The organism is Paraburkholderia gardini, assembly GCF_907164545.1.
Taxonomy (GTDB): Bacteria; Pseudomonadota; Gammaproteobacteria; order Burkholderiales; family Burkholderiaceae; genus Paraburkholderia; species Paraburkholderia gardini.
Map to the genome: position 1 here is coordinate 19,341 of NZ_CAJQZB010000019.1, position 24,992 is coordinate 44,332.

Below are 24,992 nucleotides of genomic sequence, written 5' to 3' on the forward strand. Positions count from 1 at the left end.
AGAGTAAGCGCTAAAGCGCTAACTCCGGTCGACAGCTAAAGCGCTAACTCCGGTCGACAGGAGACAGACATGGCACGGAAGATCACTTTTTCTCAGGCAATCAATGAAGCCCTGAGCCAGGAGATGGCGCGCGACGACAGCGTCATCGTAATGGGCGAAGACAACGCGGGCGGCGCAGGCTCGCCCGGTGAGCAGGACGCGTGGGGCGGTGTACTCGGCGTCACAAAAGGGCTGTATCACAAGTACCCCGGGCGTGTGCTCGACACGCCGCTTTCGGAAGGCGGCTATATCGGCGCGGCGGTCGGCGCGGCGGCGTGCGGCATGCGGCCCGTGGCGGAGTTGATGTTCATCGACTTCATGGGTGTGTGCTTCGACCAGATCTTCAATCAGGCCGCGAAATTCCGCTACATGTTCGGCGGCAAGGCGGTCACCCCCGTCGTCATCCGCGCGATGCAGGGCGCGGGCCTGCGCGCGGCGGCCCAGCATTCGCAGATGCTGACGTCGCTCTTCACGCATATTCCCGGCCTCAAGGTGGTGTGTCCTTCGACACCGTACGACGCAAAAGGTCTGCTGATCCAGGCAATCCGCGACAACGATCCGGTCATCTTCTGCGAGCACAAACTGCTGTACAGCCGTGAAGGCGATGTACCGGAAGAGTCGTATGCGATTCCGTTCGGCGAGGCGAACGTCGTGCGCGAAGGCGATGACGCAACCATCGTCACCTACGGCCGCATGGTGCACTACGCGACCGAAGCCGCGGAAAAGCTCGCAAAGGAAGGCATCCAGGTCGACGTGATCGATCTGCGCACGACCTCGCCGCTCGACGAGGAAACCATTCTCGAAAGCGCCGAACGCACGGGGCGCGTCGTCGTCGTGGACGAGGCGAATCGCCGCTGTTCGATGGCGACGGACATTTCGGCGCTAGTCGCCGGGCGCGCGTTCCATTCGCTAAAGGCGCCAATTGAACTGGTCACCGCGCCACATACACCCGTGCCGTTTTCCGGTGTGCTCGAAGACATGTATATCCCTTCGCCGGACCAGATCGCGGCCGCCGTACGCAAGGTAAGGAGCTGAGCAATGTCGATTCACATGATCACGATGCCCAAGTGGGGTCTCTCGATGGAGCAGGGCCAGGTCAACGGCTGGCTGAAGTCGGTGGGCGACAAGGTCGCGAAAGGCGACGAAGTGCTCGACGTGGAAACCGACAAGATTTCCTCCGGCGTGGAGTGCGCGTTTATCGGCACGTTGCGGCGGCAGGTCGCGCAGGAAGGCGAGACGTTGCCGGTCGGCGCACTGCTTGGCGTCGTGGCCGACGTGGAAACGCCCGACAGCGAAATCGATGCGGCCGTCGAAGCGTTCCAGCGCGACTTCGTGCCGCCGACGGCGGCCGACGGCGACGCCGGTCCGCAGCCCGGGAAAGCGCAGATTGGCGGCCGCACGATGCGCTTCCTGAAGCTCGGTGACGGCGGCACGCCAGTGGTGCTGATTCATGGCTTTGGCGGCGATCTCAACAACTGGCTCTTCAATCACGCCGATCTCGCCGCGCATCGCGCGGTATGGGCGCTCGATCTGCCCGGGCACGGCGAATCGGCCAAAGCGGTCGAAACCGGTAGCGCGGATGAACTCGCCGACAGTGTGACCGCGTTTCTCGACGATCGCGGCATCGAACGGGCGCATCTCGTCGGGCATTCGATGGGTGCGCTCATCGCGATGACAGTCGCGGCACGCGCGCCACAACGCGTCGCTTCGCTTGCGTTGATTAGCGGCGCGGGCCTTGGCGACGAGATCAACCGCGAGTACATCGAAGGCTTCACGGCCGGCTCCAGTCGCAACACGCTAAAGCCGCATCTGACGAAACTGTTCGCCGATGGATCGCTGGTCACGCGCCAGCTCGTGGAAGACATCGTTCGCTACAAGCGGCTCGAAGGCGTGAGCGACGCGCTGCAGAAAATCGCCACGTCGGCTTTCGAGGGCGGCGTGCAACGGCGAAACTATCGCGACCGGCTGGAGACGCTCGCGCCGTGCACGCTGGTGATCTGGGGCAGTGACGACCAGATCATCCCGGCACGTCACGCCGAAGGGTTGCCGTCGAATGCGCGTGTTCATGTGATCCAGGGGAAGGGGCACATGGTACAGATGGAAGCGGCAACGGAAGTGAACCGTCTGCTCAATGAATTTTTCGGGCAATGACGATGAATACCGCGACCGGGAATCAGAGCACGACCGCGCTCGGTCAGCACGGGTTGCGCAGCCGCGAGAAGCTGGCCCGCATTCCCGTGAAGATCGTGCCTGTGTCAGCGGGTGACGTCGGTGGCCTGCCGAAGCCGCCGTGGCTGCACGCACGGCCGATGATGAGCGAAACCATTGCGGAAATGGCGGCCATCCTGCGCGCGCATCGTCTGCATTCGGTATGCGAGGAGGCGATGTGCCCGAACATCGGCGAGTGTTTCGCGCAGCGCACGGCGACGTTCATGATCATGGGAGGGATCTGTACGCGCCGGTGTGCGTTCTGCGATGTGGCGCACGGACGGCCCGAGCCGCTCGATGCAGAAGAGCCTGAGCGGCTTGCGGACGCGGTCGCGGCGCTCGGCTTGCGCTATGTCGTGATCACGTCGGTGGACCGCGACGATCTGCGCGATGGCGGCGCCGGGCATTTTGTCCGCTGCATCGCGCTGATTCGCAAGCGCGTGCCGGGAATCCGTGTCGAAGTGCTGACGCCGGATTTTCGCGGTCGCATCGATCGGGCGCTGGCCGCGTTCGAAACGACGTGGCCTGAGGTATTCAATCACAACGTCGAAACCGTGCCTTCGTTATATCGCGCCGCACGCGCGGGTGCTCACTACGAAGGATCGCTTGAACTGCTGGCGCGTGTGAAACGATCGAGCCGGCACGTCGTCACGAAATCCGGATTGATGGTCGGTCTCGGCGAAACCGATGACGAACTGCTACGCACGATGCGGGATATCCGCGCGCATGACGTCGATATTCTGACGCTCGGGCAGTATCTGGCACCGTCGCGGTTTCACATGCCCGTGCGGCGTTACATACCGCCGGATGCGTTCGACGCTTTACGTGAGGAGGGATTGAAGCTGGGATTTCGCGAGGTGGTAGCAGGGCCGCTGGTGCGTTCGTCGTATCACGCGGATGAGGTGGCGAGGCTGGGCGCCTGATGTGTGGTTGAACCGCGCGTGCCGGTCAGCGTCACGCGCGGTTCAACGTCAGATACCTGCCTCAGATACCTGCCTCAGATCCCGCCAATACACAAGTACTTGATAACAACATAATCATCAATGCCGTAGTGCGAGCCTTCACGCCCCAGTCCCGATTGCTTGACGCCGCCAAACGGCGCGACCTCGTTCGAAATCAAACCGGTGTTGATACCCACCATCCCGTATTCGAGCGCTTCGGCCACACGCCACACGCGGCCGATATCGCGGCTGAAGAAGTAGGCGGCAAGGCCGAACTCGGTATCGTTCGCGAGACGGATCACTTCCTCGTTGGATGAGAAACGGAAGAGCGGTGCCAGCGGGCCGAACGTTTCGTCGCGCGCGACCTTCATCGCGGGCGTGACGTCCGCCAGAATCGTCGGTTCGAAAAAACCGTGACCGAGCGCGTGACGCTTGCCGCCGGTCACCACGCGCGCGCCTTTGGCGAGCGCGTCTTCGATATGCGATTCGACCTTGAGCACAGCCGCTTCGTTGATCAGCGGACCTTGCGTGACGCCCGCATCGGTGCCGAAGCCGACCTTCAGGTCCGCCACCGCATCGCGCAGCTTCGCGGCGAACGCATCGTAGACGCGATCGTGTACATAGAAGCGGTTCGTACACACGCACGTCTGCCCGCTGTTGCGATACTTCGATGCGATCGCGCCTGCAACGGCGGCATCGAGATCGGCGTCATCGAACACGATGAACGGCGCGTTGCCGCCGAGTTCGAGCGAAACCTTCTTCACCGTCGGCGCGCATTGCGCCATCAACAGACGCCCAACCGCCGTCGAGCCCGTGAACGACAGCTTGCGCACGACCGGGTTTCCGGTCATCTCGGCGCCGATCGCTTTCGGGTCGCCCGTCAGCACGCTGAAGATGCCGGCAGGCACGCCCGCGCGTTCGGCGAGCACGGCCAGCGCGAACGCGGACAGCGGCGTGGCTTCGGCCGGCTTCACGATGATCGGGCAGCCGGCGGCGAGCGCCGGGCCGACCTTGCGCGTGATCATCGCGGCCGGGAAATTCCACGGCGTGATCGCCGCGCAGACACCGATCGGCTCCTTCGTCACGACGATGCGTTTGTCCGGTGCAGGTGTCGGAATCGTATCGCCGTTGATGCGCTTTGCCTCTTCACCGAACCATTCGAGAAACGACGCGGCGTACGTGATTTCACCTTTTGCCTCGGCGAGCGGTTTGCCTTGCTCGGTGGTGAGGATGAGTGCGAGGTCGTCTGCGTTCGCGAGCATCAGTTCGTACCATGCTCGCAGGATCGCAGCGCGTTCCTTGCCCGTTTTCGCGCGCCATGCGGGCCACGCTGCGTTCGCGGCTTCGATCGCGCGACGCGTTTCCTGCGTGCCCATGCGCGGCACCTTCGCGATGCGCTCGCCCGTCGCCGGGTTGACGACGTCGAACGTCGAATCGTCGTCCGCCTGTTGCCAGCGGCCTGCAATGAAGGCGTCCGCGCGCAGCAGCGTCGGGTCCTTCAGGTTTTCAAATGCCTTGATCGTCATGTTTTTTTCGAACCAGTCTGGAGAAAATCCGGCGTTATGCGGCGACGCCGACCGTTTCCTTCAACACGCCCTCGAGAATCGCGAGCGCCTCGTCGAACACGGCGTCCTGGATCGTAAGCGGGAACAGGAAGCGGATCACGTTCGAATACACGCCGCACGTCAGCAGCAGCAGACCGCGTTCGAGCGCGCGCGTCTGCACGCGTTTCGCGAAACCGGCGTCCGGCTCGCGCGTGCCCGCCTTGAAGAACTCGACCGCGACCATCCCGCCGGGACCGCGCACGTCGGCGATCTGTGGCACTTCGCCTTGCAGCGCGATGAGTTTCGCCTTCAGGCGGTCACCGAGCGTCGTCGCGCGTTCGCACAGGTTTTCTTCGTCGATGATGTCGAGCACGGCGTGCGCCGCGGCGAGCGCCAGCGGGTTGCCTGCGTACGTGCCGCCCAGACCGCCCGGCGCCGGGGCGTCCATGATGTCGGCACGGCCGACCACGCCTGATAGCGGCATGCCGCCTGCCAGGCTCTTCGCGATCGTCATCAGGTCGGGCACCACGTCGTGGTGATGCATCGCGAACAGCTTGCCGGTGCGCGCAAAGCCGGTCTGCACTTCGTCGGCGATCAGCAGGATGCCGTGCTGCGTGCACAGCTTGCGCAGCGCGCGCACGAACTCAGCCGGTGCGGGATTGAAGCCGCCTTCGCCCTGGACCGGTTCGAAAATGATCGCGGCGACGCGCTTCGGATCGATGTCGGCCTTGAACAGATGCTCGATGGCGCGCAGCGAATCGGCGGTCGTGACGCCGTGCAGCGGATTCGGGAACGGTGCGTGGAAAACGTCCGACGGGAACGGCCCGAAGCCGATCTTGTACGGCGCGACCTTGCCGGTCAGTGCCATGCCCATCATCGTGCGGCCGTGAAAGCCACCCGTGAACGCGATCACGCCCGGACGGCCGGTCGCGGCACGGGCAATCTTGATGGCGTTTTCGACGGCTTCGGCACCGGTCGTGAAGAACGCGGCTTTCTTCGGATAGTCGCCAGGCGCGCGGGCGATGATCTTCTCAGCGAGTTCGACGTACGACGCGTACGGCACGATCTGATACGCCGTGTGCGTGAAATGGTCGAGCTGCTCGCGGATCGCGGCGACGATCTTCGGATGACGATGACCCGTGTTCGTGACGGCGATGCCGGCCGCGAAGTCGATGAAGCGGCGGCCTTCGACGTCCCACAGCTCGGCGTTTTCGGCACGCTCGGCGTAGAAATCGCACATCACGCCAACGCCGCGCGGCGTGGCGGCGTCCTTGCGGGCCTGAAGTCCTGCGTTCTTGTTGTCGGCCATGGTCATCATCTCCTTCACATCCGGTTGTCGGGAATACGCGGGGAATACGCGGGGGAACAGGCGGGATCGGATGGTGCCGCCCGTTGACAGCACATGCTGCGACTATAATCAGATTTGGCTCCAAACTTCAGAGCCATTTTTATATAAATACAGGAGCCAATCATGCGTGCGATCGTCTTGTCCGACTGGCTGGCGCAGCGGCTGGACCGCGGCAACGGTCAGCCGGTCTACCGGCAACTGCACCGGCTGCTCCAGCAGGCGATCCTGTCGAGGGAACTGCCGGCGGGCAGCAAGGTGCCGTCGTCGCGGCTGCTCGCTGCCGAACTCGGTATCGCGCGCAATACGGTGACGCAGGTCTACGAGCAGCTCGCGCTGGAAGGGTATGTGACTTCGGCGACGGGGCGCGGCACGTTCGTCGCGGACAGCGCGCCGGACGAGATCGTCGGCGCACCGGACACAAGCGCGGTGGGTTCCGCTTCCGTCGCTTCGGTTCCGCCGGATATATCCGCTTCTGCTTCTGCTTCCGATGCGCCGCTGGCCGCACCGCGTGCGTTGTCCGCGCGCGGTGCGCGGCTGCTGTCGGGCGCGGGCGTGTCGAAGCGTCAATGGGGTGCGTTCATGCCGGGCGTGCCGGACGTGACGCGCTTTCCGGCGCGCGTCTGGAGCCGTCTGCATAACAAGTACTGGCGCAGGATGCGACCGGACCTGCTGACATACGCGCCGGGTGGCGGTCTGCCGCTGCTTCGCCATGCGCTCGCCGAGTATCTGCGCACGTCGCGTTCGGTGCGCTGCACGCCGGAGCAGATCGTGATCACGACGGGCATCCATCAGTCCGTGGATCTCGCCGTGCGTCTGCTTTCCGATCCCGGCGACGTGATCTGGACCGAGGACCCGTGCTATTGGGGCGTGCGCAGCGTGCTGCATGTGTCGGGCCTGCAGTCGCGCCCGATCGCCGTCGACGAAGAAGGCATCGCCCCTTCACCCGACGATCTCGCGCAGCCGCCAAAGCTGATGCTCGTCACGCCGTCACATCAATATCCGCTCGGCATGGTGATGAGTCTCGCGCGGCGCCGGATGCTGCTCGAATACGCACGCCAGCATCAATGCTGGATTATCGAGGACGATTACGACAGCGAGTTCCGTTACGGCAGCCGGCCGCTCGCTTCGCTGCAGGGACTGGATACGGCGGGGCAGGTGATTTACGTCGGCAGCTTCGGCAAGACGCTGTTTCCCGGGCTGCGCATCGGCTATCTGGTGGTGCCCGAAGCGCTCGCCGAGAGTTTCGCGACGGCGAGCGCGGAGCTGTATCGCGAAGGCCAGTTGCTGCAGCAGGCGGTGCTGGCCGAATTCATCGCGGAAGGGCACTTCACGTCGCATATCCGCAGAATGCGCACGCTTTACGGACAGCGTCGCCAGGCATTGCTCGACGTCGCCGGGCGCCGCTATGGCGGCGAATTGCCGGCGGTGGGCGGCGATGCGGGTCTGCATCTCGTGATGCAGTTGCCGGAGGACACCGACGATCGCGCGGTGGCGGCCGCGGCGCTCGAACGCAATATCATCGTGCGGCCGTTGTCGGGCTATTACGCCGAGCCGGCCAGTGCGCCTTCGGGCCTGTTGATCGGCTATGCGTGCGTGCCGGACGAAGAGATCGCGCCTGCATTCGATACGCTGGCCGATGCGATCGACCCGACGCTCGTGCGGTTTGCTTAGGCTCCCGCCGCGCGGCGCCGCGAACGCATGCCTTTAAATCCGGATCAGCACCGCGCCGAGCGTGACGAGCGCACACGCGACGACACGTCGCGTCGTGAGCTTTTCGCGCATCACGAGCCAGCCGATCAGCACCGCGAAAATCGTGCTGAGTTCGCGCAGCGCCGACACCATGGCGATCGGCAGATAGCGGTAAGCCTCGATGATGAAGCAGTACGCCGTTAGCGCGATGACGCCGGAGAGAATGCCCTTGAAGACTTTTTCTCGCCCGATGAAGAGGCCCTGAGCGCCGCCGCGCCATTTCCACACGAGCAGAAACTGCGGCACGTTCCAGATCAGATAGACCCACATGATGTAGCTGAGCCCGTTGCCGGACACACGCGCACCGATGCCGTCGACGACCGAGTACGTCGCGATGAACAAGCCGGTGAGCAGCGCGAACGGCACGCTTTCGCCGGAGAAACGCATGTTGCGGCGAAACGCGAGCGAGATGATGCCGGACGAGACGAGCGCGACGCCGGCCACGGCCAGCGGCTTGAGTTCCTCATGCGCGAAGACGAACGCGCCGATAAAGACCAGCATCGGCGACAGGCCGCGCGCAATCGGGTAGATCTGGCCGAAATCGCCGCTGCGGTATGCGCGGATCAGCGCGAGGCAATAACCGCATTCGAGTACGACAGAAGCCGCGATGTACGGCCATGCGCCGGGCGCGGGCAATGGCAGCAGGCAGACGCCGATCGCGCTGACGATCACATACGGAATCGCCATCATGCCGAGCAGCCAGATACGGTCTTCAGACAGATGCAGAAACGCGTTCCAGGTTGCGTGCAGTAACGCGGATAACAAAACCAGCAAGACGACGGACGTTTGCATCAAGAGCCTGGGTGAGAAAGGCGGCGGCAACCGCGGGCGTGTGATTGTTTCAGGGGAACCCGGCCTGCGGCCGGACAGATCGCCGGACACGCCTTTCTATCAGAATCTTTAATCAGGTGAAAGCGGAAGGCGTTGGCGCGCGTGGCGGGACCGTTCGGTGGCAGGTCTCACGTCCGGCCTGAAATGGACGGTCACCATCGACTAAAGACCGTTCAGACACCGATCGAGACAAAGGCCGGACCCTGATCGGCGGCAAGGATTTCGGAAACGAAGTCGATGAACACCCGGGTCTTGTTCGGCAATTGCCTTCCTGAAGGATGAACGGCGTGGATGGGCAACGGCGCCGGCGCGAAATCCGGCAACACGCTGATGACCGCACCGCTCGCAATCTCTTGTGCAAAGAGCCAGCCCGGCGCTTGAACCAATCCCATATGGGCAAGTACCGCAGCGCGAATCTGCTCCGCATCTCCGGTGCGAAAACTTCCAGACGGAACATGCAGGTCTGGACCGTCGATGCCCTGGAAGCGCCAGATCCGTGGCTCGTGCATGGGCGCGAAGATCACACACGAATGCCGGTCAAGATCTTTCGGCCGTTCAGGGCGCCCATGTTTTTCAAGGTAGGCCGGCGTTGCAACGACAACGATCGGACTAGACGCCAAATGCCTTGAAATCATCGAGGAGTCGGCAACCTGACCGTTTTTGATCGAAACGTCGAACCCTTCCTCGACCAGATTCACGGTGCGCTCCGTTGCCGACAGGTCCACGGATAGATGCGGGTATCTGGCGAAGAGCGCCGGCAGATGCGGCACGACGTACAGCCGGCCGAATACCGGCGCCACGCTGATCCGGACGAGACCGCCCGGAGAAGTCTGTCCGCGCCCGACGGACGACTCGAGTTCAGAGAAGTCTCCGATGATCCGTAAGCCCGCTTCATAGACCGATTGACCGGCTTCGGTCAGCGTCATGCTGCGTGACGTTCGTCGGACGAGTTGAGCGCCCAGATACCGTTCGAGCGACGCAATCTGTTTGCTGACCGCAGGCTGGCCGACCCCGATCTCGCGCGCCGCAGCAGCGAAACTCCCGCCGTCGACGATGCGAATGAAAAGTTTGAGCGCGTCCAGCCGGTCCATCTCCCCTCCAACACTTCCTGTATGGAATGGATTGTATTCCTTGAGTCCCTCTTCTAGATGCTGTTGGGAAACGATATCGTCTCGTCCACTGACGAAGTGCTAACACGACGAAGGAGAGCAGCGATGACCATCGAAAACCACAGTAGCCTGACCGAAGTCCGGCACGGCTTGCGCGAAGAGGACCGTGAGGCCGGGATATCGGTTCTTGCCGGTATCCAGAAGCATTTTTCGGGATTCAAAGGAACGATGCGTGAAGCGTACGACGCCATGACGGCACAGACGCCGATCGCCGATAACGTCGATCTTGAAAGTGTCGATAGCGAGGACGCAAAAGGCTGGTGGATTCGCCCGGAATCCGCCCCCGCCGATCGCGCGATTCTATTTCTGCACGGCGGCGCCTTCATGCTCGGGTCCGCAGAGGCCTATCGCGGGTTTGCGAGTCAGATCGCGGTGCGCGCCAGGGTTGACACGTTCGTTCTCGACTATCCGCTCGCGCCCGAGCATCCATTTCCAGCCGCATACGATGCCACGGTCGCAGCGCTGCAATGGATGGCAAGGTCTGGCATTCGCGAGATTGCACTGGTCGGCGACTCGGCAGGCGGCGGTCTCGCGCTGGCGGCCCTCGGTGCTGATGCGCGCGGGGCGTCAAACGTCCCATGCATCGCAGCCTTCTCGCCGTGGCTCGATCTTGCGTTGACTGGTCCTTCGCTTCTCAGTGATGAGACGTACGATCCCATTTTCAGGCGACCGGTGCTCGCCAATGCCGCCGCCACCTACCTGGGACTGGCCGACCCCACCGACGGACGCGCGTCGCCGCTATATAGCATTCCCGACCACTTGCCGCCGATCGCGTTTCAGGCAGGAACGAACGAACTGCTGCTCGACGACGCTCGCCGGTATGGCAGTAAGGCAGCAAAGCAGGGAGCCACGGTCCAGCTCGAGATCTTCGAGGGACTCCACCACGTGTTCCAGCGATCCACGCAAGAGCTTGCAAGCGCTCGATACGCGCTGGACCAGATCGCAGGTTTCATATCGCGGCACTGGACCGTCGCCTAGAACGATTTCCGGCTTCCGCATGACAGGACGCTCAAGGGTGCGCGCAGTCAAGCGACCGATGGCGTGTATCGTTCGGGCGTTCGAAGCGACAACGTTGACCGCCGCTTCCTGGCCGAGCACTGCCCGACGTCAGACCTCTGTCGACCCCACACGGAACACTTCCGGATTCCGAAAGCAGCCATAACCGACCGGCATATGCACGGGACGCTCGCGCCACTCGCCATGCCGCATTTGCAGGAAATTTGTGAACGAAGAATAATATTAGACGTCGTTCACATTTATCCATTCGCATGTCCGCATCCAGACCCTCAGGCCGTCGAGACCGCAAACGGCTGCAGAACATGGAACACCTTGCCCGTACCGCCGCCGCGCTGTTTGAAGCCCACGGTTACGAGGCGGTGACCATGGAGCAGATCGCCGCCACGGCGGACGTCGCCAAGGGCACGCTGTACAACCATTTCCCGGTGAAGGAGGCGGTGCTGGCGCATTGGCTACACCTGGAACTGGCGACAAATCTGGCGACGCTGCACGACCAGTTGGAGACCAGACCGGGCTTCGCCAAAGGCGCACTGTTCGTACTCGATCATTCGGCCGACTGGTGCGAAACGTACCCCGACTACCTCGCACCTTACCTGCGCTTCCGTTTCCTCAGCATCGGCACGGAGCCGTCGTCGTCGCGAGACAGCGAGCAGCCCGGCGATATCGCCGACACCTTCGACTGGCTGATCCGGCGCGGACAAACGTCGGGAGAGATTCGCGACGATCTCGATCCGGGACGGCTCGCCATTGCGTTCCACCATCTCTACCTCGGCTCCATGCTGCGCTGGCTTGCCGATCCGCGCCTGAAGCTGCGCAAGGAATTCGCCGCGACAGTCGAATTGTTCATGCGTGGTGCGGCGGTTCAACCCGGACCGTCTCTTAAGACATCCTCCAAACCCAGGAAGAAGCGCTCATGAAATTTATCGTCGCGACGTATGGCACCGAGGGCGATGCGCGTCCGTTCGCCGCGCTGTGCCGGGGTTTGATGGATGCCGGACACGAGGCGCGACTGCTCGCCGATGCAGCCACGCTCGGTAGCGCCCACGCGCTCGGCGTGCCGACTGCTGCGTTAGCCGGCGATATTCGCGGCACGCTCAACCCGGACCATGCCATAGCTGGCGTAGTCGCCAGGGGTGCTGGTTTCAACGCCACCGCACGCGCGCTGGCACGGATCGCCAATGAAAATGCCGAATCCTGGATGCGTACCATCATCGAGGCAGGGGAAGGCTGCGATGCGATCCTGGTAGCGGGGCTGGCCGCTTTTGTCGGCCTTTCCGCAGCCGAATACCTGGGCGCGAGAGGCATCGGCGCTGGCATGATCCCGATTACGCCGACTACCGCGTTCCCGTCGCCGTTTCTGCCGGGCAAGTGGGTGCCGCGCCCGCTCAATCGGGCCAGCCACCGCTTCGTGAACGCCATGCTATGGAAAGCATTCCGCGACAAGACCAATGCGGCCCGTGCGATCTTCAAACTGCCGCCGCGCAAGGCGGTATGGACGGATCACCCGATGGTGTACGGCGTCTCGCCCAACCTGTTGCCCACGCCTGCCGACTGGCCGGCCAACGCACACCTTTGTGGACAGTGGCTGGCGCCAGGCCCCGCCTGGACGCCGCCACCGGCGCTGGCGAACTTCCTCGCCGCCGGAGAAGCCCCGGTCTATATCGGCTTCGGGAGCATGACCGGCTTCGACAACGCGCGGCTGCTGGATGCTCTGATTGAGGCGATGGCCGGCCGACGCGCACTGTTCTATCCAGGCTGGAGCGGCATCGATCCGAAGGTCCTTCCGGAGAACTTCCTCGTCATCGACGACACTCCGCACGACTGGCTCTTCCCGCGCACTGCCGCGGTTATCCATCACGGCGGCTCCGGTACCTCGCACTCTGCTGCACGCGCGGGAGTGCCCTCCATCGTGACGCCGTTCGCCGGGGACCAGTTCTTCTGGGCCGGGCGCCTGCGTCTGGCCGGTCTCGCGCCGGCCGCCGTGGATGGGCGACGGCCTGAAGCCAGGGCATTCACCCGCGCCCTCGATTTCGCCGCCGACGCCCGGGTGCGAACCCGTGCACGAGTACTGGGCGAGACGATGCGAGCGGAAAACGGCGTGGTAGATGCAGTGGCAGCGCTTGAGCGCATCGTGTTGAGTTGACGCGACCACTTCGTCGGAGCCAATAGCCGATGTCAGCTATTTCACGGACAAACATGTCAGGCGATGGCTACTGTCAACGATCGGTGCGGCAATGTCGACCGTCGGTCACCGAGAGAAGCGCAACATGGCGGTGGGCGACTCCGCCACGCTCAGCAGGTGCTCGAGAACCGACGTGAGCAGGCGCGTGCGCGCGGCGTTGTCCTGCTCGATGGCAAGCGACAGCAAGCCGATGACCCACAGGGACGCATAGAAGCCCGTCGCGCGCATGCGCTCGCGCTGCGGCGCCCAGCAGCGCAGCAACGCCTCGGCATAGGAGCCGCCGCGCTCGCCCACCTCGGTGCCGATATGCGCGAGCGTCGCGCCCAGCACGAGCAGCGGATCGCCATAGCACACCGTATCGAAATCGATCAGACCGCTCAGTTCGCCGTCGTCCACCAGCACGTTCTTGATGGTCAGGTCGTCGAGAAAGCAGACTGGGCGCAGCGTGTCGAAATAGTCCTCGAGCGATGCACGAACAAGGCCGAGGCGCGCGCGAAAGCAGTCGAGCGCAGTGGCATCCGTGCGCGCCAGCGTCGCGGCGTGCAACGCGACCGGCGCGGGTTCGCCGAAGATTTCAGTCCAGCGCGCATGGGGCGCGCGAGCGCCGATCGCGGCCCAGCCGAAACCGCCATCCGCGGCGACGGGCAGCCGTTGCGCCACCTTGCACTGGAACGCCACCACGGTTTCGGCAATCCGTTCGGTTTGTCTCACATCGAGCGAGCCGAAAACATAGAAGAGATCGCGGCCGGGAAGCCAGTCGAGCACAACGAAATCACCGCCCGAGGGCATGGCGTCGTGCGCGAGCACCGTCTGAACTGGCAGGCCGAGGCCGCGCAGCATGGCGAGATTCGAACGGGTATGCAAAAACGTCTGCGCTTCCGGGCTGACGCGCACCGTCAGCGAACGATCGCCGGCCATGCGCGCGCGGTACACGGCGTTGCCGCTATGGGTGAACACCTGACGTTCGAGCCGCAGCGGCCGCTCGCCCAGGACGTCCGCCATGCATTGAGCGATCGCCGCATCGTCGTTGCCGTCCTGCGCGTCCATCGTTCCACCCGCTATGCGTCGTCAACGGCGGATTACAGCACCCGGGCCTACGTGCGGCAACTGAACGATTATTGGGTAATGTTTCCGGCGTAACCGGAAATGCAGCATGGACAGCCTTGCACCGTCACCGCTGTCATGGAACGTAACGCCCGGAAATATTCCGGAAGCAGATTCTCCATCTTCGCTGCGCCGGATTCGACGGCGAGCGAATGCTCATTGTCAGGGTGCAGGCTACTTCGAATGTCCGTATGAAATCCCGAGGCAACATCTCTTGCTGGCCGGCCTCCGCTGGACGCCGCGGGCTGTAGCCGATCCGTTTGAGCCGCGCAAAAGCTCGTGTCTTACTGTCCGCTCCCGCTGAAGCATGAGACGTTCGCTGACGCCCCGTCGACCTCGCACTCCTTCACAGGACCGCTGGCGCCGTCACTTGCGAACAACACGCGTAGCGACCATCGTCACCACAGGCCGCGAGTCGGCTTGTCGAGTAATGCAGCAAGAAACGGGGGGCGGCTGACTGCTTGCGCCAATATTGTTCAGGCAGAGGGAAGCGATTGCGTTTCCCTCGCTCAACCACAGTCAATGAGGAATTCACCATGTCCAGGGAAGATGACAACAAAGCTGTCGTGGGTCGCTGGTTCACCGATTTCTGGGGCAAGACCTGCAACCTCTCCATCGTCGATGAACTTGCTGCTCCTGACATGATCCTTCAATACTCGCTACACGAGCCACGCCGTGGCCGCGAGGACATCAAGGCATTCATGGCCAGTTTCCGCGAAGCGTTCCCGGACCTCAATTTCTGGGGCGCCGCTGATCTCATCGCCGAAGGAGACTATGTAGTGGGCCGTTGGGAGGGCGGCGGCACACATACCGGTCCGGCGTTCGGCGATTTCCTCATTGGATCGTTGCCTGCTGCGACCGGCCGGAAAATGCGCTTCACCGGCACGACCGTGCTACGGCTCAAAGATGGCAAGATTGTTGAAGAAATCGGGCTGGACGACGGTGTGACCGCGCTACAACAACTTGAACTTATCAAGGTAGCGTGATCGAAGGCGCAGCGCTTGCGCAGTCTTCACGCAACGTTGTGCGGATCTAACGCTGCAACGGGCTGGGTGCATCCGGCCTGTTCCATGGGCATCGCGCCAACCGTGAAGGTCGACCCTGGAGCGAAGAGCGGTTGTTCGAAGCGACAACGTCTGCTGTCGCTTCCTGCCCGACTCCAGAAGCTCACGGATCCCCAGCCCCATCAGCGAAAATCCCTGCGCTCAACGAATCCGCGTAGTTTGTCGGCAATCCGCCCCGGATTGCGCCCGCAATGTGATTCACATCCATAAAACGGCTACGGATTTGATACGATGCCTTTCGCGTCGGGCACGCCAATCGAGCGGACGGGGATCGCAATGCGAAGAGCTACGCTGAACATGAAAAATCGGCCTGGAAGCCTTGCCAGACAAGGTATCTCCGATCGATGCATGAAATATGTGTTCCATCATGCATAGCTTCCTCGCCGACAGCTTTGCGGAATACGAGGATCTCAAGTCGATCCTCGATGAAGGCAGCGCCAGCTTCGAAATCACCACCGTCTGCGAAACGCGCGTGCATGGACGCGTGTTCGCGGTCCACACGGCCAGCATCGGCTCGACCGATCCGCAGGCGCCGGCCATCGGTTTCTTCGGCGGCATTCACGGGCTTGAGCGCATCGGCACGCAACTCGTGCTCGACTACATGCGCGCGCTGCTGGGCCGGCTGGAATGGGACGAGCTGCTCGTGCGGCAACTGCAGTCCATTCGCCTGATCTTCATGCCCATCATCAATCCCGGCGGCATGTGGGCCGCGACGCGCGCGAATCCGAACGGCGTCGACCTGATGCGCAACGCGCCGCAGGACGCCGATGAACGGGTTCCGTTTCTCGCGGGCGGGCAGCGCGTGGGTGCGTGGCTGCCGTGGTATCGCGGCAGTCGCAACGCGCCGATGGAACCGGAAGCGATGGCGCTGCTGCACGTCGTCGAAAGCCAGCTCGCGGCGCGGCCCCTTAGCTTCGCGCTCGACTGCCATTCAGGATACGGCTGGGGCGACAGCATCTGGTTTCCGTATGCACGCACGCGTCAGCTGATGCGTCATCTGCCGGAGATGTTCGCGCTCAAGACGATGTTCGAGCGCGCGCATCCGCATCACGGCTACACGTTCGAGCCGCAAAGCCATCAGTATCTGTTGCACGGCGATCTGTGGGATTGCGCTTACGATCGCACACCTGCGCAGAACATCCTGTTGCCAATGACGCTCGAGCTCGGCTCATGGTTGTGGATCAGGAAAAATCCGTTGCAGCTGTTTTCGCGGCAGGGCATGTTCAATCCGGTGAAGGCGCACCGTACGGCACGCGTGCTAAGGCGGCATGCGAACCTGCTTGAGTTCCTCACGCGTGCGGCGTTCTCCGCGCAACGCTGGCTGCCCGAGGGCAAACGAAGGCAACAGTTACAGCAAAGCGCGATCGATCACTGGTACCGGGATGCGGATATATGAGCACATGGATTTTGCTGCGCGGACTCACGCGCGAAGCGAGGCACTGGGGCGTACTTCCAGCGCTGCTGGGCGCCGCGACGGATGCGGACCATGTACTGCTCCCCGACCTGCCCGGCAATGGCGTCCATACCCGTTTGCGGGCGCCGCTGGACGTCGCGGATATGGTTGGATTCGTGCGGCTCGTGGCATTGCAAAGCGGTCTGCCAAAGCCTTACCGGCTGCTCGCGATGTCGCTCGGCGGGATGGTCGCGATGGCATGGGCGCAGCGACATCCGCAGGATATCGAACGAATTGTGCTGATCAACACAAGCATGCGTCCGTTCAGCCGTGCGCGGGAACGGCTACGTCCGCAGGCCTGGCCGGACCTGTTGCGCATTGCAGCGAAGTGGAGCGATCCGCAGCAGGTGGAGGCGGTCGTTCATCGGCTGACGTGCAGCAATCGTCAGAACATCGTCGACGATCTTGCGACGTGGCGCACCATTCGCATGAGTTCGCCCGTCAGCCGCGCAAATGCACTGCGTCAGCTGTTTGCTGCAGCGCAGTTCAACGCCGGAAAAACACCGCCATCATGTCCGACGCTGATTCTCTCCTCTGAAGATGACCGCCTCGTGAATCCGGCGTGTTCCGCGCAGCTTGCCGCTGCCTGGCGTGCGCCGCATCGTCGGCATCCGTGGGCAGGTCACGACCTGCCGCACGACGATCCTGCCTGGGTATGTGAAACCGTTTCCAGGTGGATGATCCAGTCAAACAATCTGTCTTCATTCACGATGTCGCAATGACCGGATGATGACGCCAGGTCGTTAAGCAACGCTGATAACGATTTCTGTTGCAGTGCGAACTAAGCAAAAAAGTACAACATGGTCTGAACGGGTTTACCCGTCCCGCAAATGAGTGATGAGGATGGCTGAAAGCATCCGTTCAAGTTCGTTCTGACTGCAAAAGATACGTTTTTGAGGGAGTCGCGATTCTCTCTTTCGACCCCTGACTAATGTGGTCTATCGCACAGAAGCCATGCCAGACAAGGCTGAGCTCCCAAATGGTGGGGCGCCGTGAGTCCGCATTCGCCCGCATGCATCAATTGGCTCCGACAAAAGCGAAACGTTTTTCGGAGCGCACCCTCTGCCTCACGATCAACCGCTAACCGCTTGAATTAAAAAGAAATGTGCGACTGCACAAAAAACCGGAACGATTGTTTCATATGACGACGCGTTTCAATCCCGAAACAAAAAACAACAGGGAAAACCCTCGGAAAATTATCCCGCATTGCGGTAAATATATCTTCCTCTTTAGTTTCAAGCACTTACGCGGATGGCATCGCCTATGCATTTAGGTGCGGCGGATTGGTGAAGTCTGCCAAGCCGCCCACCCCGAATGAAGATCAGGAGGATTCCATGCGAAAGACTCTACTGGCGTCCGCTGCGGCCTTGGCTTTAGGCTTCAGCGGCTACGCGATGGCAAATCCATGTAGTGACAATGCAAAAGGAGGTTGCGATCAGTCATCCACCTCCGGCGCCAATACGCTGAGCGCCGCCGCAACTTCAACTCAAACAACGGGCACTGGCAGCAACGCCAACGAAATCGCGTCCGGTGCAAGTGTCTGGCAGGACTCCTTTAACAGCACCAAGGTCGTTGCACTGAGCAAACTGGACGGTACCGTCAGCAACGTCGGTGTCTCCGGAATCGGCAATCAGGCCGGCAACTGGGGCAGCGCGGCAGGCGGCTCCGGCGGCAAGGGCGGTGCCGGCTACGGTGGCAATGGCACGGGCGGCAACGGTGGCAACGGTGGTGCTGGCGGCAGCGGCGGCAGCGGTGGCAGTGCGGATAACGGCAGCGCAACAGCCGGCAACGCCCGGAATGGCAGCGCAACGGCCGGTGATGGCAATGCGGGAGATGGCGGCAGAGGCGGCTCCGCACATGCCGGCGGCACGCAGGGCGGCAACGGCTCCGGCAGGGGCGCACTCGGTGCGGCAGGCAGCATCGCAGTGGGCGGCCTCGGTGCAGCTGGTGGCGGCTCGGTAGGCGGCAACGGTGGCAGTGGCGGTGGCGGCGGAAACGGTGGCGATGGCGGCGGTGCCCGCGCCCATAACGCGGCCGCGACAGCCACGTCTGCAGGCGGCCTGGGCGGCGCTGGTGCAGCAGGCGGTGCAGGCGGCGGCACGGGCGGCGCAGGTTCTGGTACAGGTGGAGCGGGCACGACCGCCGCGACCTCGGGTACCGGTGGCTCAGGCGCAGGTCAGGGCGGGGCAGGCGGTGCAGCAACGTCGACGGCGGGTGCAGGCGGTGCCGGCGGTACAGGTACTGGCGGCGCGGCGACCAACGGCGGCGCAACCACCACGGCATCGAATGGCAGCGCGACTGCAGGTGTCGGTGCAGCCGGTGCGGCTGGCGGTGCGGGCGGCGCAGGTGCAACGGGCACTGGCGGCGCGGGCAACGGCGCTGTGGGTGGCGCAGGTGGCGCTGGTGGAGCCAATGCTGTAACCGCAGGCACGTTCGACATGGCCAACACCATGACGGGCGCAGCCCAGTCGGCAGCAGGCATTGTGGTGATGAACCAGAACAGCGGGATGGCATCGCTCGTACAGCAAGCCGTCACTGTTCAGGCGAATCTGACCGTCGGCCATTAGGACACAGGAGCGTGTGATGAAAAGAACCTTAATGGCCTCTGCTGCAGCCCTGGCCCTGGGCTGCAGCGGATACGCAATGGCCAACCCTTGTAGTGACAGCTCGAAGTCCTGCGATCAGAGTTCCACGTCGGGTGCGAACAGTCTGACTTCTACCGCAACCGGCACCCAGACCACGACGACCGGCAGCAATGCCAACGAAGTCGCGTCATATGCGTCGGTAAATCAGGACTCCTTTAACAGCTCCAAGGCTGTCGCGCTGACGAGGCTGAATGGCTCAGTCAGCTATGTGGGCGTTTCAGGCATCGGCAATCAGGCCGTGAACTTCGGCAGCGCCGCGGGCGCTCGCGGTGGCAGCGCGGGTGCGGGCTATGGCGGCGACGGCTACGGTGGCAACGGTGGCAATGCCGGCCGCAGCGGCAATGGCGGCGATGGCGGGAGTGCCGATAACGGCAGCGCAAACGCTGGTAACAGCCGGAACGGCAGCGCGACTGCCGGCACGGGCTATGGCGGCGATGGCGGCAACGGTGGCACCGCAAGTGCTGGCGGCACACAGGGTGGCAACGGTCGTGGCAGTGGCGGAGCCTCGGTCGCGCTCGGTGCGGCTGGTGGAGGCGGCGCCATCGGCGTTGGCGGCTACGGCGGTGGAAACGGCGGCAATGGCCGAAGCGGTGGCAGTGGCGGCGACGGCGGCGGTGCCCGTGGTCACAATAACGGGGCCGTTAGCGCCACCTCGGCTGGTGGCGCAGGCGGCGCCGGTGGAGCCGGTGGTACGGGCAGCGGTACGGGCGGAGCCGGCACAGGCACGGGCGGAGCTGGATCGGCAGGCGCGGTCACGGCGACGGGCGGTGCGGGTGCGGGTACCGGCGGTGCAGGCGGCGCGGCTTCTTCGACCGCAGGCAATGGCGGCGCGGGCGGCACGGGTACTGGCGGTTCGGGTACCAACGGCAGCTCGATGTCGACAGCCAGCAATGGCAGCGCAACTGGCGGAACAGGTGCAGCAGGCGCAGCAGGTACAGCAGGCGCGGCGGGTGCCACGGGTACGGGTGGAGTGGGTACCGGTGGGGTCGGTGGCGCAGGCGGTGCGGGCGGTGCAAACGCGGTCGATGCTGGTACGTTCGACATGAGCAACACGATGACGGCGGCGGCACAGTCGGCAGCGGGTATCTCGGTCATGAGCCAGAACTCCGGCGCTGCTTCGTTCGTGCAACAGGCTGTCACCGTGCAGGCGAATCTTACTGTGGGTCATTGAGCCATAGCAGGTTCTCCTGAATGTTGGGGGGGGTGCCGTGGGGCGCACACCGAAGCGCCTCACGGCAGCAACACAGGCCCGATGTCAGGCAGGCAGTGAGGCCAGCCCCTGAACGGCAGCGCACCACTATCCGGTCTTTTCATGCAGCCGCCGCTGGCCGCATGCAGGACCAAGGAGACACTCATGCAAGCGCGAAAGAGCATTTCGCTGCTCGTGTTACCGGTCGTGATGGCGACGACGGCGTTCGCTGCCCAGGCGGACGAAACGCCATTGCCACCGCCGGCGGCGCAAGCCGCTGCGACAGGTGAAGGACCGCCCGGATCAGCCGCGGTGTCCGGCACCGTCACACCCGCAACCGTCTCCGCCGCGCCCGCTTCGGCAAGCGTGTTGTCCGACAGCTTCGGTGTGGCGATGACTGCGGGACAACTCGACGAACATCGGGGCGGCGATGCACTGATTGGCCAGAACTATCTGACTGGATCGCTCACCAACACTTCGGCATACAAGGTCGAAACTGGCTCGAATTCGATCAGCGAAGGCTCGTTCGCCAGTTCAAGCGGACTGCCGACGGTCATTCAGAACACCGGCGCCAACGTGCTGATCCAGAACGCGACGGTGCTCAACGTTCGCTTCGGGAACTGAGTGATGAAATCCTTCGCCGTCTGCATCGCGTTGTCATGCGGGGTCGGGATGTCGGCCGCCCTCGCGGATCCGATCGACATCGCGGATCCCTCCGGCGGCTATTACTCGATGCACGTAACGAGCCTGAAGGAAGCCCGCTTCAAGCGGACCATCCGGCAGCAGTATGACTTCAGCTGCGGCTCGGCGGCACTGGCGACACTGCTGACCTATCAGTACGGTTATCCGGTCAGCGAACAGCAGGTCTTCGCTGAAATGTTCCAGCACGGCGATCAGGCAAAGATCCGCAGGGAAGGATTTTCCCTGCTCGATATCCGGCGTTTTCTGGTCTCACGGGGTTTCGAGGCAGACGGTTATGAAGCGCCGCTCGAAAAGCTCGAACAGACAAATACGCCTGCGATCGTGCTGATTGTCGAACACGGCTATCACCACTTCGTGGTGGTCAAGGGCGTGCGCAACGGGCGCATTCTGATTGGCGATCCGGCCACTGGCACACGGGCGATGTCGAAGGCGAGTTTCGAGGAGAAGTGGCAGGACCGCGTGCTGTTCGTGATTCACAACCGGCACGAGATGGCGAGATTCAACGATGCCGGAGACTGGCACGTCGCGCCGGATGCGCCGCTTTATACCGGCATTCCGCGCGAAGGTCTGTTCAGTGTGGTGGTGCCGAAGCTTGGCCCCGGCGAATTCTGAGAGCGACGATGAAACCTGAACATCTGAAGCTCGCTGGCATTGCCACCCTGATGTGCGGGGCGATGTCGTCGTTTGGCGCCGAGGCCGCGACCGGCGACCCTTCGGCGCTTGCTACCGGAAGAATCCTTTCATTGCGCAATACGTTGACGGACCCGACTCCGGGCATGACGGATGACACCGTGCAGGATACGGAGCCCGTGACGCAGGGCGATGTGCCCGACGTCGCGCCTGAGGCTGATACGGGTGTTGCGCCAGCAGCGGATGTCGTCACGCCTTCGCAAACGGATGCAGTGTCCGATGTGGTGTACACAGCGCGCATGGCGGTCAGGCAGTCACAGTCACAGGATTCCGGCGAGGCGTCGATCGCTGTACCTGAATCCGCGCATTTACCATACGTGCCCACTGTGTTCTCTGTGCCCGACGCGTCGGCAGACGAGCGTGCTCCAGTGGCGAGCGCGGTCTCCGATTCACTGGATTCGCCGGATTCGCGGCCGATGCCGGTTGCGTCGACCGATGATGTCGCGCCGGTGTTGAATGTTGTGCCGGCAGATCATGTCGAGCCGGTGTCGGGCGTCGTGCCGGATGTCGTGCGTGCACAGGACGGTCCGGTTGCTTTGGCAGACGATGCCGTACCGGTGAAGCATGTTGTGCCGAAGCCCGCGCGCGTTGCGAAAGCTCCGCGCACGTCGGTGAGCGTTACTGTTCCAGTGATGAGCGCAGTGCCCGGTTCCGCGCCTGTACCCGACGCGCGGGATGATTCGGCCAGACGCATTGTTTCCACTTCTGACGCATCCTCTAACATCGCGAGCAACGCAGATGCAGCGATTGTGCTTGCCCAGGGCACGACGCGCGCAGTACCCGATGCTGTTTCCCCGAACGTCCCGCATTCGAACGAAGCAGCGCCTGTGACCGCATCATCGGGAGAAGGTCTGCTCGAACGCGCGGCCGTGTCGCTGAAATCGACTGTGAATCCGGCGGCCCAGCCGGCGAGTCCTCATGTAACGAAACACGATGATGAGGATCCCGCCTGGGCGTCCGCGGACGTTGTCGCGGTCGACAGCGACCGTCTCGACAGCATGCGCGGCGGGTTTGACCTGCCGTCGGGTCTCGTGGTGTCGTTCGGTATTTCGCGGGCGGCATTCGTGAACGGCAATCTCGTTGCATCGACGAGCTTCAACATTCCGAACATCGCGCAGATGACGCCACAGCAGGCGCAGATGCTGGCGAACGCCAACACCGGCGCGCTGGTTCAGAACGGATTGAACAACACGGTGCAGCCAGGCGGGTTGCCTGCGCTGACCGGATCGGTCATCCAGAACTCGCTGAATAACCAGCAGGTTCAGGCGCTGACGACGATCAATACGAGCGTCAACTCGCTTGCCGCATTCAAGGCATTCAACATCGGATCGACGCTGAATGCAGCGCTCACGAGTGCTGTGCGTCCACGTTAGCAAAGGCGGTGGCTAGTTAGCAGATGCGGCGGGCGGGGCGGCAATGCATGTCGCGCGCCGGCACGTCGTTCAGAAGGAGATTGGCACACGCATGGTGAGCGAGAGGTCCGGCGTGTCGCGCGTGAGCCCTGCGCCGATCGAAAAGTTGAGCGTGGTCTTCGGCGTTACCCGGTACGAATAACCGATCAGCAGCGTGCCGAGAATGGTGCGCACTGAACCGACCACCGTCTGGCCGTTCTGGCTCGTCGGTTGAACAATGCTCATGTCGTAGCCGATACTGACCGACGCCTTTTCGTTCAGCGCGAGGCCCATGCCGATGTTGAATCCCCAGATGTCGCCCGGCTGGATCTTGCCGAGCGGCTCTTCGCCGTTGATGAGCATGAGGCTCTCGTTTTTCCCGAAGCTGTGCAGATAGCTGAAGTTGCCGAAAAACACGACCGGGTCGGTCGGAAAGAGCCAGGTGAGACCTGGCTGGATCGCGAGGAACCCGGAGCCGGTTGGTTGCTGCAGCGGCAAACCGGTTCCTGTCGTATTGGCGATACAGGTCGTCACGCAGTCGGTCAGGACATTGAACGGGCTCTTGCCGGTTGCCGTCTTGAAGCGCAGCCAGCCGACGTAGTAGAACTTGTCCGGGCCGCCTTCGTTTAACTGATAACGCAACGTCATCTCGACGTCGCCGATTCCGTTACCGTTGCTGCTGATCACGCTGTTCGATGCAGCACCCGTGAATACCTGACGCGCCACGGCATCGTTGGTCTGATACACGTACGGCACACGGAGCTCGAATTCGAGCCGGTTCGTCAAACCGTAGCGAAAGGCAAGACCGCCCGTCAGCGTCGTCGTCTTTACCTCGCTCACGTTGATGAGCCCGATCAGCAACGCCGGGATGACCGTGTACCCCACGAGCGAAAGCTGGTTTTCCGACGAATACGCAAAATTGAAGTACGGCTCGACCACCAGCGTATGGCGCGGTGTCAGCACGCCTGGCTGATCGAAGATCGGCGCGACGGCAGGCGGACGTGAGTCGACCACGGGGGCCTGGCCCACCGGTTGATTCTGCTGTTGTGCGGTCTGGCTGGCAGCAGGCTGTGCCGCCTGACCGGGCGCGGCTGCCTGGCCTGCGGTATCCGCCTGCGCAGCGGCAGCACCGGCCGCTGCCGCCGCTGCGTCCGGTGCGGCGGTGCCGACGGGCAACCCGTTGGCATCGGTTCCACCTGTGCCGCGCTGGGTATCGAGTGCGCCGGCATCCAGCGCGCGGCTAAGCCGCTCCAGACCCGCCTCCTGCTCAGCGAGCTTGCGCTTGAGCGCATCGATTTCCTTGATACGTTGATTGAGTTCGTCGCGCAATGCGCCGACGCCGGCCTGGTTAGCCTGCTCGGCTTGCGTATCGAGTGACTGCGCGTGGCTTTCGGCACTGAACATCAGCAACGCTGCGTAGCTGATGGCGCCGATGCGTCGATAGGGCACGCACTTCATGGTTCAATCTCCCATGATCCTGCCTGCTGATCGATTCCGGTTTTGACCGGGCAACAGGCCAGAGCTAAAGACATGAACGGTCCGATTTCGGCGCTGGACATGAGCGGGAATCCGGCATCAACGCCTGATCAGACGACATCGGTGACTGTCCGTTAATGCATATGGCGGTATCAGTCATGCGTGCCCATATTTCATATATCGATCTGGATTTCGAGGTCCGTTTATCGACACTGACATAGACCTTAGAAGACTAGTTCATGCATTGCCG

The 24,992-nt window shown here is 63.0% G+C and carries 21 protein-coding genes; 15 read left to right on the plus strand and 6 right to left on the minus strand.

Features of this window, described 5'->3' with window-relative positions; all coding sequences use genetic code 11:
• The first annotated feature begins 69 nt into the window (after window positions 1–69).
• From LPA37_RS14705 to lipA, 3 genes are read left to right on the plus strand one after another with little or no spacing between them, the layout of a single operon-like run.
• Window positions 70–1,074 (plus strand): alpha-ketoacid dehydrogenase subunit beta, encoded by a 1,005-nt coding sequence (locus tag LPA37_RS14705; protein WP_228980956.1) that lies wholly within the window; start codon window positions 70–72, stop codon window positions 1,072–1,074.
• Between the two features lie 3 nt (window positions 1,075–1,077).
• Entirely contained in the window at window positions 1,078–2,190 is a 1,113-nt protein-coding gene (locus LPA37_RS14710; RefSeq protein ID WP_228980953.1) for an acetoin dehydrogenase dihydrolipoyllysine-residue acetyltransferase subunit, read from the plus strand.
• A gap of 2 nt (window positions 2,191–2,192) precedes the next feature.
• Window positions 2,193–3,170 (plus strand): lipoyl synthase, encoded by a 978-nt coding sequence (gene lipA / locus LPA37_RS14715; RefSeq protein ID WP_229012981.1) that lies wholly within the window; start codon window positions 2,193–2,195, stop codon window positions 3,168–3,170.
• Between the two features lie 74 nt (window positions 3,171–3,244).
• Here lipA and LPA37_RS14720 read toward each other — a convergent pair whose 3' ends face one another.
• Window positions 3,245–4,714: an NAD-dependent succinate-semialdehyde dehydrogenase gene (locus LPA37_RS14720; RefSeq protein WP_229012982.1), complete on the minus strand. Its 1,470-nt coding sequence runs from the start codon at window positions 4,712–4,714 to the stop codon at window positions 3,245–3,247.
• A 34-nt stretch (window positions 4,715–4,748) separates the two neighbouring features.
• Window positions 4,749–6,047, minus strand: a complete 1,299-nt coding sequence (locus tag LPA37_RS14725; protein ID WP_229012988.1) for a 4-aminobutyrate--2-oxoglutarate transaminase — start codon at window positions 6,045–6,047, stop codon at window positions 4,749–4,751.
• Window positions 6,048–6,203: 156 nt separating this feature from the next.
• Here LPA37_RS14725 and pdxR point away from each other — a divergent pair, with 156 nt between their 5' ends.
• Window positions 6,204–7,751, plus strand: coding sequence for a MocR-like pyridoxine biosynthesis transcription factor PdxR (pdxR, locus tag LPA37_RS14730; protein ID WP_229012983.1), 1,548 nt, complete (start codon window positions 6,204–6,206; stop codon window positions 7,749–7,751).
• Between the two features lie 33 nt (window positions 7,752–7,784).
• On the opposite strand, the gene LPA37_RS14735 is transcribed toward pdxR, so the two are convergent.
• Together LPA37_RS14735 and LPA37_RS14740 are read right to left on the minus strand one after the other, a co-directional pair.
• Complete coding sequence (locus tag LPA37_RS14735; RefSeq protein WP_228980948.1) at window positions 7,785–8,621, minus strand: DMT family transporter; 837 nt, start codon at window positions 8,619–8,621, stop codon at window positions 7,785–7,787.
• A 212-nt stretch (window positions 8,622–8,833) separates the two neighbouring features.
• Complete coding sequence (locus LPA37_RS14740; RefSeq protein WP_229012984.1) at window positions 8,834–9,751, minus strand: LysR family transcriptional regulator; 918 nt, start codon at window positions 9,749–9,751, stop codon at window positions 8,834–8,836.
• Window positions 9,752–9,874: 123 nt separating this feature from the next.
• On the opposite strand from LPA37_RS14740, the gene LPA37_RS14745 reads away from it, so the two are divergent.
• The 3 genes from LPA37_RS14745 (at window position 9,875) to LPA37_RS14755 (ending at window position 12,989) form a co-directional block, all read left to right on the plus strand.
• Entirely contained in the window at window positions 9,875–10,807 is a 933-nt protein-coding gene (locus tag LPA37_RS14745) for an alpha/beta hydrolase fold domain-containing protein (RefSeq protein WP_228980946.1), read from the plus strand.
• 341 nt (window positions 10,808–11,148) lie between these two features.
• Window positions 11,149–11,763 carry a TetR/AcrR family transcriptional regulator gene (locus tag LPA37_RS14750; RefSeq protein WP_228980945.1) on the plus strand — a complete coding sequence of 205 codons (615 nt, stop codon included), beginning with the start codon at window positions 11,149–11,151 and terminating at the stop codon, window positions 11,761–11,763.
• On the plus strand, window positions 11,760–12,989 hold the full coding sequence (locus LPA37_RS14755; protein WP_228980944.1) for a glycosyltransferase: 1,230 nt from the start codon (window positions 11,760–11,762) through the stop codon (window positions 12,987–12,989). Before LPA37_RS14750 ends, LPA37_RS14755 begins: the two co-directional genes overlap by 4 nt.
• 105 nt (window positions 12,990–13,094) lie before the next feature.
• On the opposite strand, the gene LPA37_RS14760 is transcribed toward LPA37_RS14755, so the two are convergent.
• Window positions 13,095–14,075: a phosphotransferase family protein gene (locus tag LPA37_RS14760; RefSeq protein WP_228980942.1), complete on the minus strand. Its 981-nt coding sequence runs from the start codon at window positions 14,073–14,075 to the stop codon at window positions 13,095–13,097.
• Window positions 14,076–14,668: 593 nt separating this feature from the next.
• Here LPA37_RS14760 and LPA37_RS14765 point away from each other — a divergent pair.
• The 8 genes from LPA37_RS14765 to LPA37_RS14800 all read left to right on the plus strand — a co-directional run bounded on the left by LPA37_RS14765 (window position 14,669) and on the right by LPA37_RS14800 (window position 23,248).
• Window positions 14,669–15,118 carry an ester cyclase gene (locus LPA37_RS14765; protein ID WP_228980940.1) on the plus strand — a complete coding sequence of 150 codons (450 nt, stop codon included), beginning with the start codon at window positions 14,669–14,671 and terminating at the stop codon, window positions 15,116–15,118.
• 445 nt (window positions 15,119–15,563) lie between these two features.
• Complete coding sequence (locus LPA37_RS14770) at window positions 15,564–16,592, plus strand: M14 family zinc carboxypeptidase (protein ID WP_228980937.1); 1,029 nt, start codon at window positions 15,564–15,566, stop codon at window positions 16,590–16,592.
• On the plus strand, window positions 16,589–17,371 hold the full coding sequence (locus LPA37_RS14775) for an alpha/beta fold hydrolase (protein ID WP_228980935.1): 783 nt from the start codon (window positions 16,589–16,591) through the stop codon (window positions 17,369–17,371). Before LPA37_RS14770 ends, LPA37_RS14775 begins: the two co-directional genes overlap by 4 nt.
• 612 nt (window positions 17,372–17,983) lie before the next feature.
• Window positions 17,984–19,216 carry a hypothetical protein gene (locus tag LPA37_RS14780; RefSeq protein WP_228980933.1) on the plus strand — a complete coding sequence of 411 codons (1,233 nt, stop codon included), beginning with the start codon at window positions 17,984–17,986 and terminating at the stop codon, window positions 19,214–19,216.
• 16 nt (window positions 19,217–19,232) lie between these two features.
• On the plus strand, window positions 19,233–20,465 hold the full coding sequence (locus LPA37_RS14785) for a hypothetical protein (RefSeq protein ID WP_228980932.1): 1,233 nt from the start codon (window positions 19,233–19,235) through the stop codon (window positions 20,463–20,465).
• Between the two features lie 183 nt (window positions 20,466–20,648).
• Window positions 20,649–21,107 (plus strand): hypothetical protein, encoded by a 459-nt coding sequence (locus tag LPA37_RS14790; RefSeq protein ID WP_228980931.1) that lies wholly within the window; start codon window positions 20,649–20,651, stop codon window positions 21,105–21,107.
• Between the two features lie 3 nt (window positions 21,108–21,110).
• Window positions 21,111–21,797 (plus strand): C39 family peptidase, encoded by a 687-nt coding sequence (locus LPA37_RS14795; RefSeq protein WP_228980930.1) that lies wholly within the window; start codon window positions 21,111–21,113, stop codon window positions 21,795–21,797.
• 8 nt (window positions 21,798–21,805) lie between these two features.
• The gene (locus LPA37_RS14800; RefSeq protein ID WP_228980926.1) at window positions 21,806–23,248 is read left to right on the plus strand and encodes a hypothetical protein; all 1,443 of its coding nucleotides are present in this window, start codon (window positions 21,806–21,808) and stop codon (window positions 23,246–23,248) included.
• A 69-nt stretch (window positions 23,249–23,317) separates the two neighbouring features.
• Here LPA37_RS14800 and LPA37_RS14805 read toward each other — a convergent pair whose 3' ends face one another.
• Window positions 23,318–24,724, minus strand: a complete 1,407-nt coding sequence (locus LPA37_RS14805; RefSeq protein WP_228980924.1) for an acetate kinase — start codon at window positions 24,722–24,724, stop codon at window positions 23,318–23,320.
• Window positions 24,725–24,992: the final 268 nt, after the last annotated feature.

Excerpts from the sequence above, each read along its gene's own strand:
- LPA37_RS14805 (WP_228980924.1), bottom strand. The coding sequence starts at position 24,724 with ATGAAGTGCGTGCCCTATCGACGCATCGGCGCCATCAGCTACGCAGCG.
- LPA37_RS14800 (WP_228980926.1), top strand. The coding sequence starts at position 21,806 with ATGAAACCTGAACATCTGAAGCTCGCTGGCATTGCCACCCTGATGTGC.
- LPA37_RS14720 (WP_229012982.1), bottom strand. The coding sequence starts at position 4,714 with ATGACGATCAAGGCATTTGAAAACCTGAAGGACCCGACGCTGCTGCGC.
- LPA37_RS14765 (WP_228980940.1), top strand. The coding sequence starts at position 14,669 with ATGTCCAGGGAAGATGACAACAAAGCTGTCGTGGGTCGCTGGTTCACC.
- LPA37_RS14770 (WP_228980937.1), top strand. The coding sequence starts at position 15,564 with ATGCATAGCTTCCTCGCCGACAGCTTTGCGGAATACGAGGATCTCAAG.
- LPA37_RS14740 (WP_229012984.1), bottom strand. The coding sequence starts at position 9,751 with ATGGACCGGCTGGACGCGCTCAAACTTTTCATTCGCATCGTCGACGGC.
- LPA37_RS14780 (WP_228980933.1), top strand. The coding sequence starts at position 17,984 with ATGCGAAAGACTCTACTGGCGTCCGCTGCGGCCTTGGCTTTAGGCTTC.
- pdxR (WP_229012983.1), top strand. The coding sequence starts at position 6,204 with ATGCGTGCGATCGTCTTGTCCGACTGGCTGGCGCAGCGGCTGGACCGC.
- LPA37_RS14775 (WP_228980935.1), top strand. The coding sequence starts at position 16,589 with ATGAGCACATGGATTTTGCTGCGCGGACTCACGCGCGAAGCGAGGCAC.
- LPA37_RS14705 (WP_228980956.1), top strand. The coding sequence starts at position 70 with ATGGCACGGAAGATCACTTTTTCTCAGGCAATCAATGAAGCCCTGAGC.
- LPA37_RS14710 (WP_228980953.1), top strand. The coding sequence starts at position 1,078 with ATGTCGATTCACATGATCACGATGCCCAAGTGGGGTCTCTCGATGGAG.
- lipA (WP_229012981.1), top strand. The coding sequence starts at position 2,193 with ATGAATACCGCGACCGGGAATCAGAGCACGACCGCGCTCGGTCAGCAC.
- LPA37_RS14750 (WP_228980945.1), top strand. The coding sequence starts at position 11,149 with ATGGAACACCTTGCCCGTACCGCCGCCGCGCTGTTTGAAGCCCACGGT.
- LPA37_RS14755 (WP_228980944.1), top strand. The coding sequence starts at position 11,760 with ATGAAATTTATCGTCGCGACGTATGGCACCGAGGGCGATGCGCGTCCG.
- LPA37_RS14735 (WP_228980948.1), bottom strand. The coding sequence starts at position 8,621 with ATGCAAACGTCCGTCGTCTTGCTGGTTTTGTTATCCGCGTTACTGCAC.
- LPA37_RS14745 (WP_228980946.1), top strand. The coding sequence starts at position 9,875 with ATGACCATCGAAAACCACAGTAGCCTGACCGAAGTCCGGCACGGCTTG.
- LPA37_RS14790 (WP_228980931.1), top strand. The coding sequence starts at position 20,649 with ATGCAAGCGCGAAAGAGCATTTCGCTGCTCGTGTTACCGGTCGTGATG.
- LPA37_RS14795 (WP_228980930.1), top strand. The coding sequence starts at position 21,111 with ATGAAATCCTTCGCCGTCTGCATCGCGTTGTCATGCGGGGTCGGGATG.
- LPA37_RS14785 (WP_228980932.1), top strand. The coding sequence starts at position 19,233 with ATGAAAAGAACCTTAATGGCCTCTGCTGCAGCCCTGGCCCTGGGCTGC.
- LPA37_RS14725 (WP_229012988.1), bottom strand. The coding sequence starts at position 6,047 with ATGACCATGGCCGACAACAAGAACGCAGGACTTCAGGCCCGCAAGGAC.
- LPA37_RS14760 (WP_228980942.1), bottom strand. The coding sequence starts at position 14,075 with ATGGACGCGCAGGACGGCAACGACGATGCGGCGATCGCTCAATGCATG.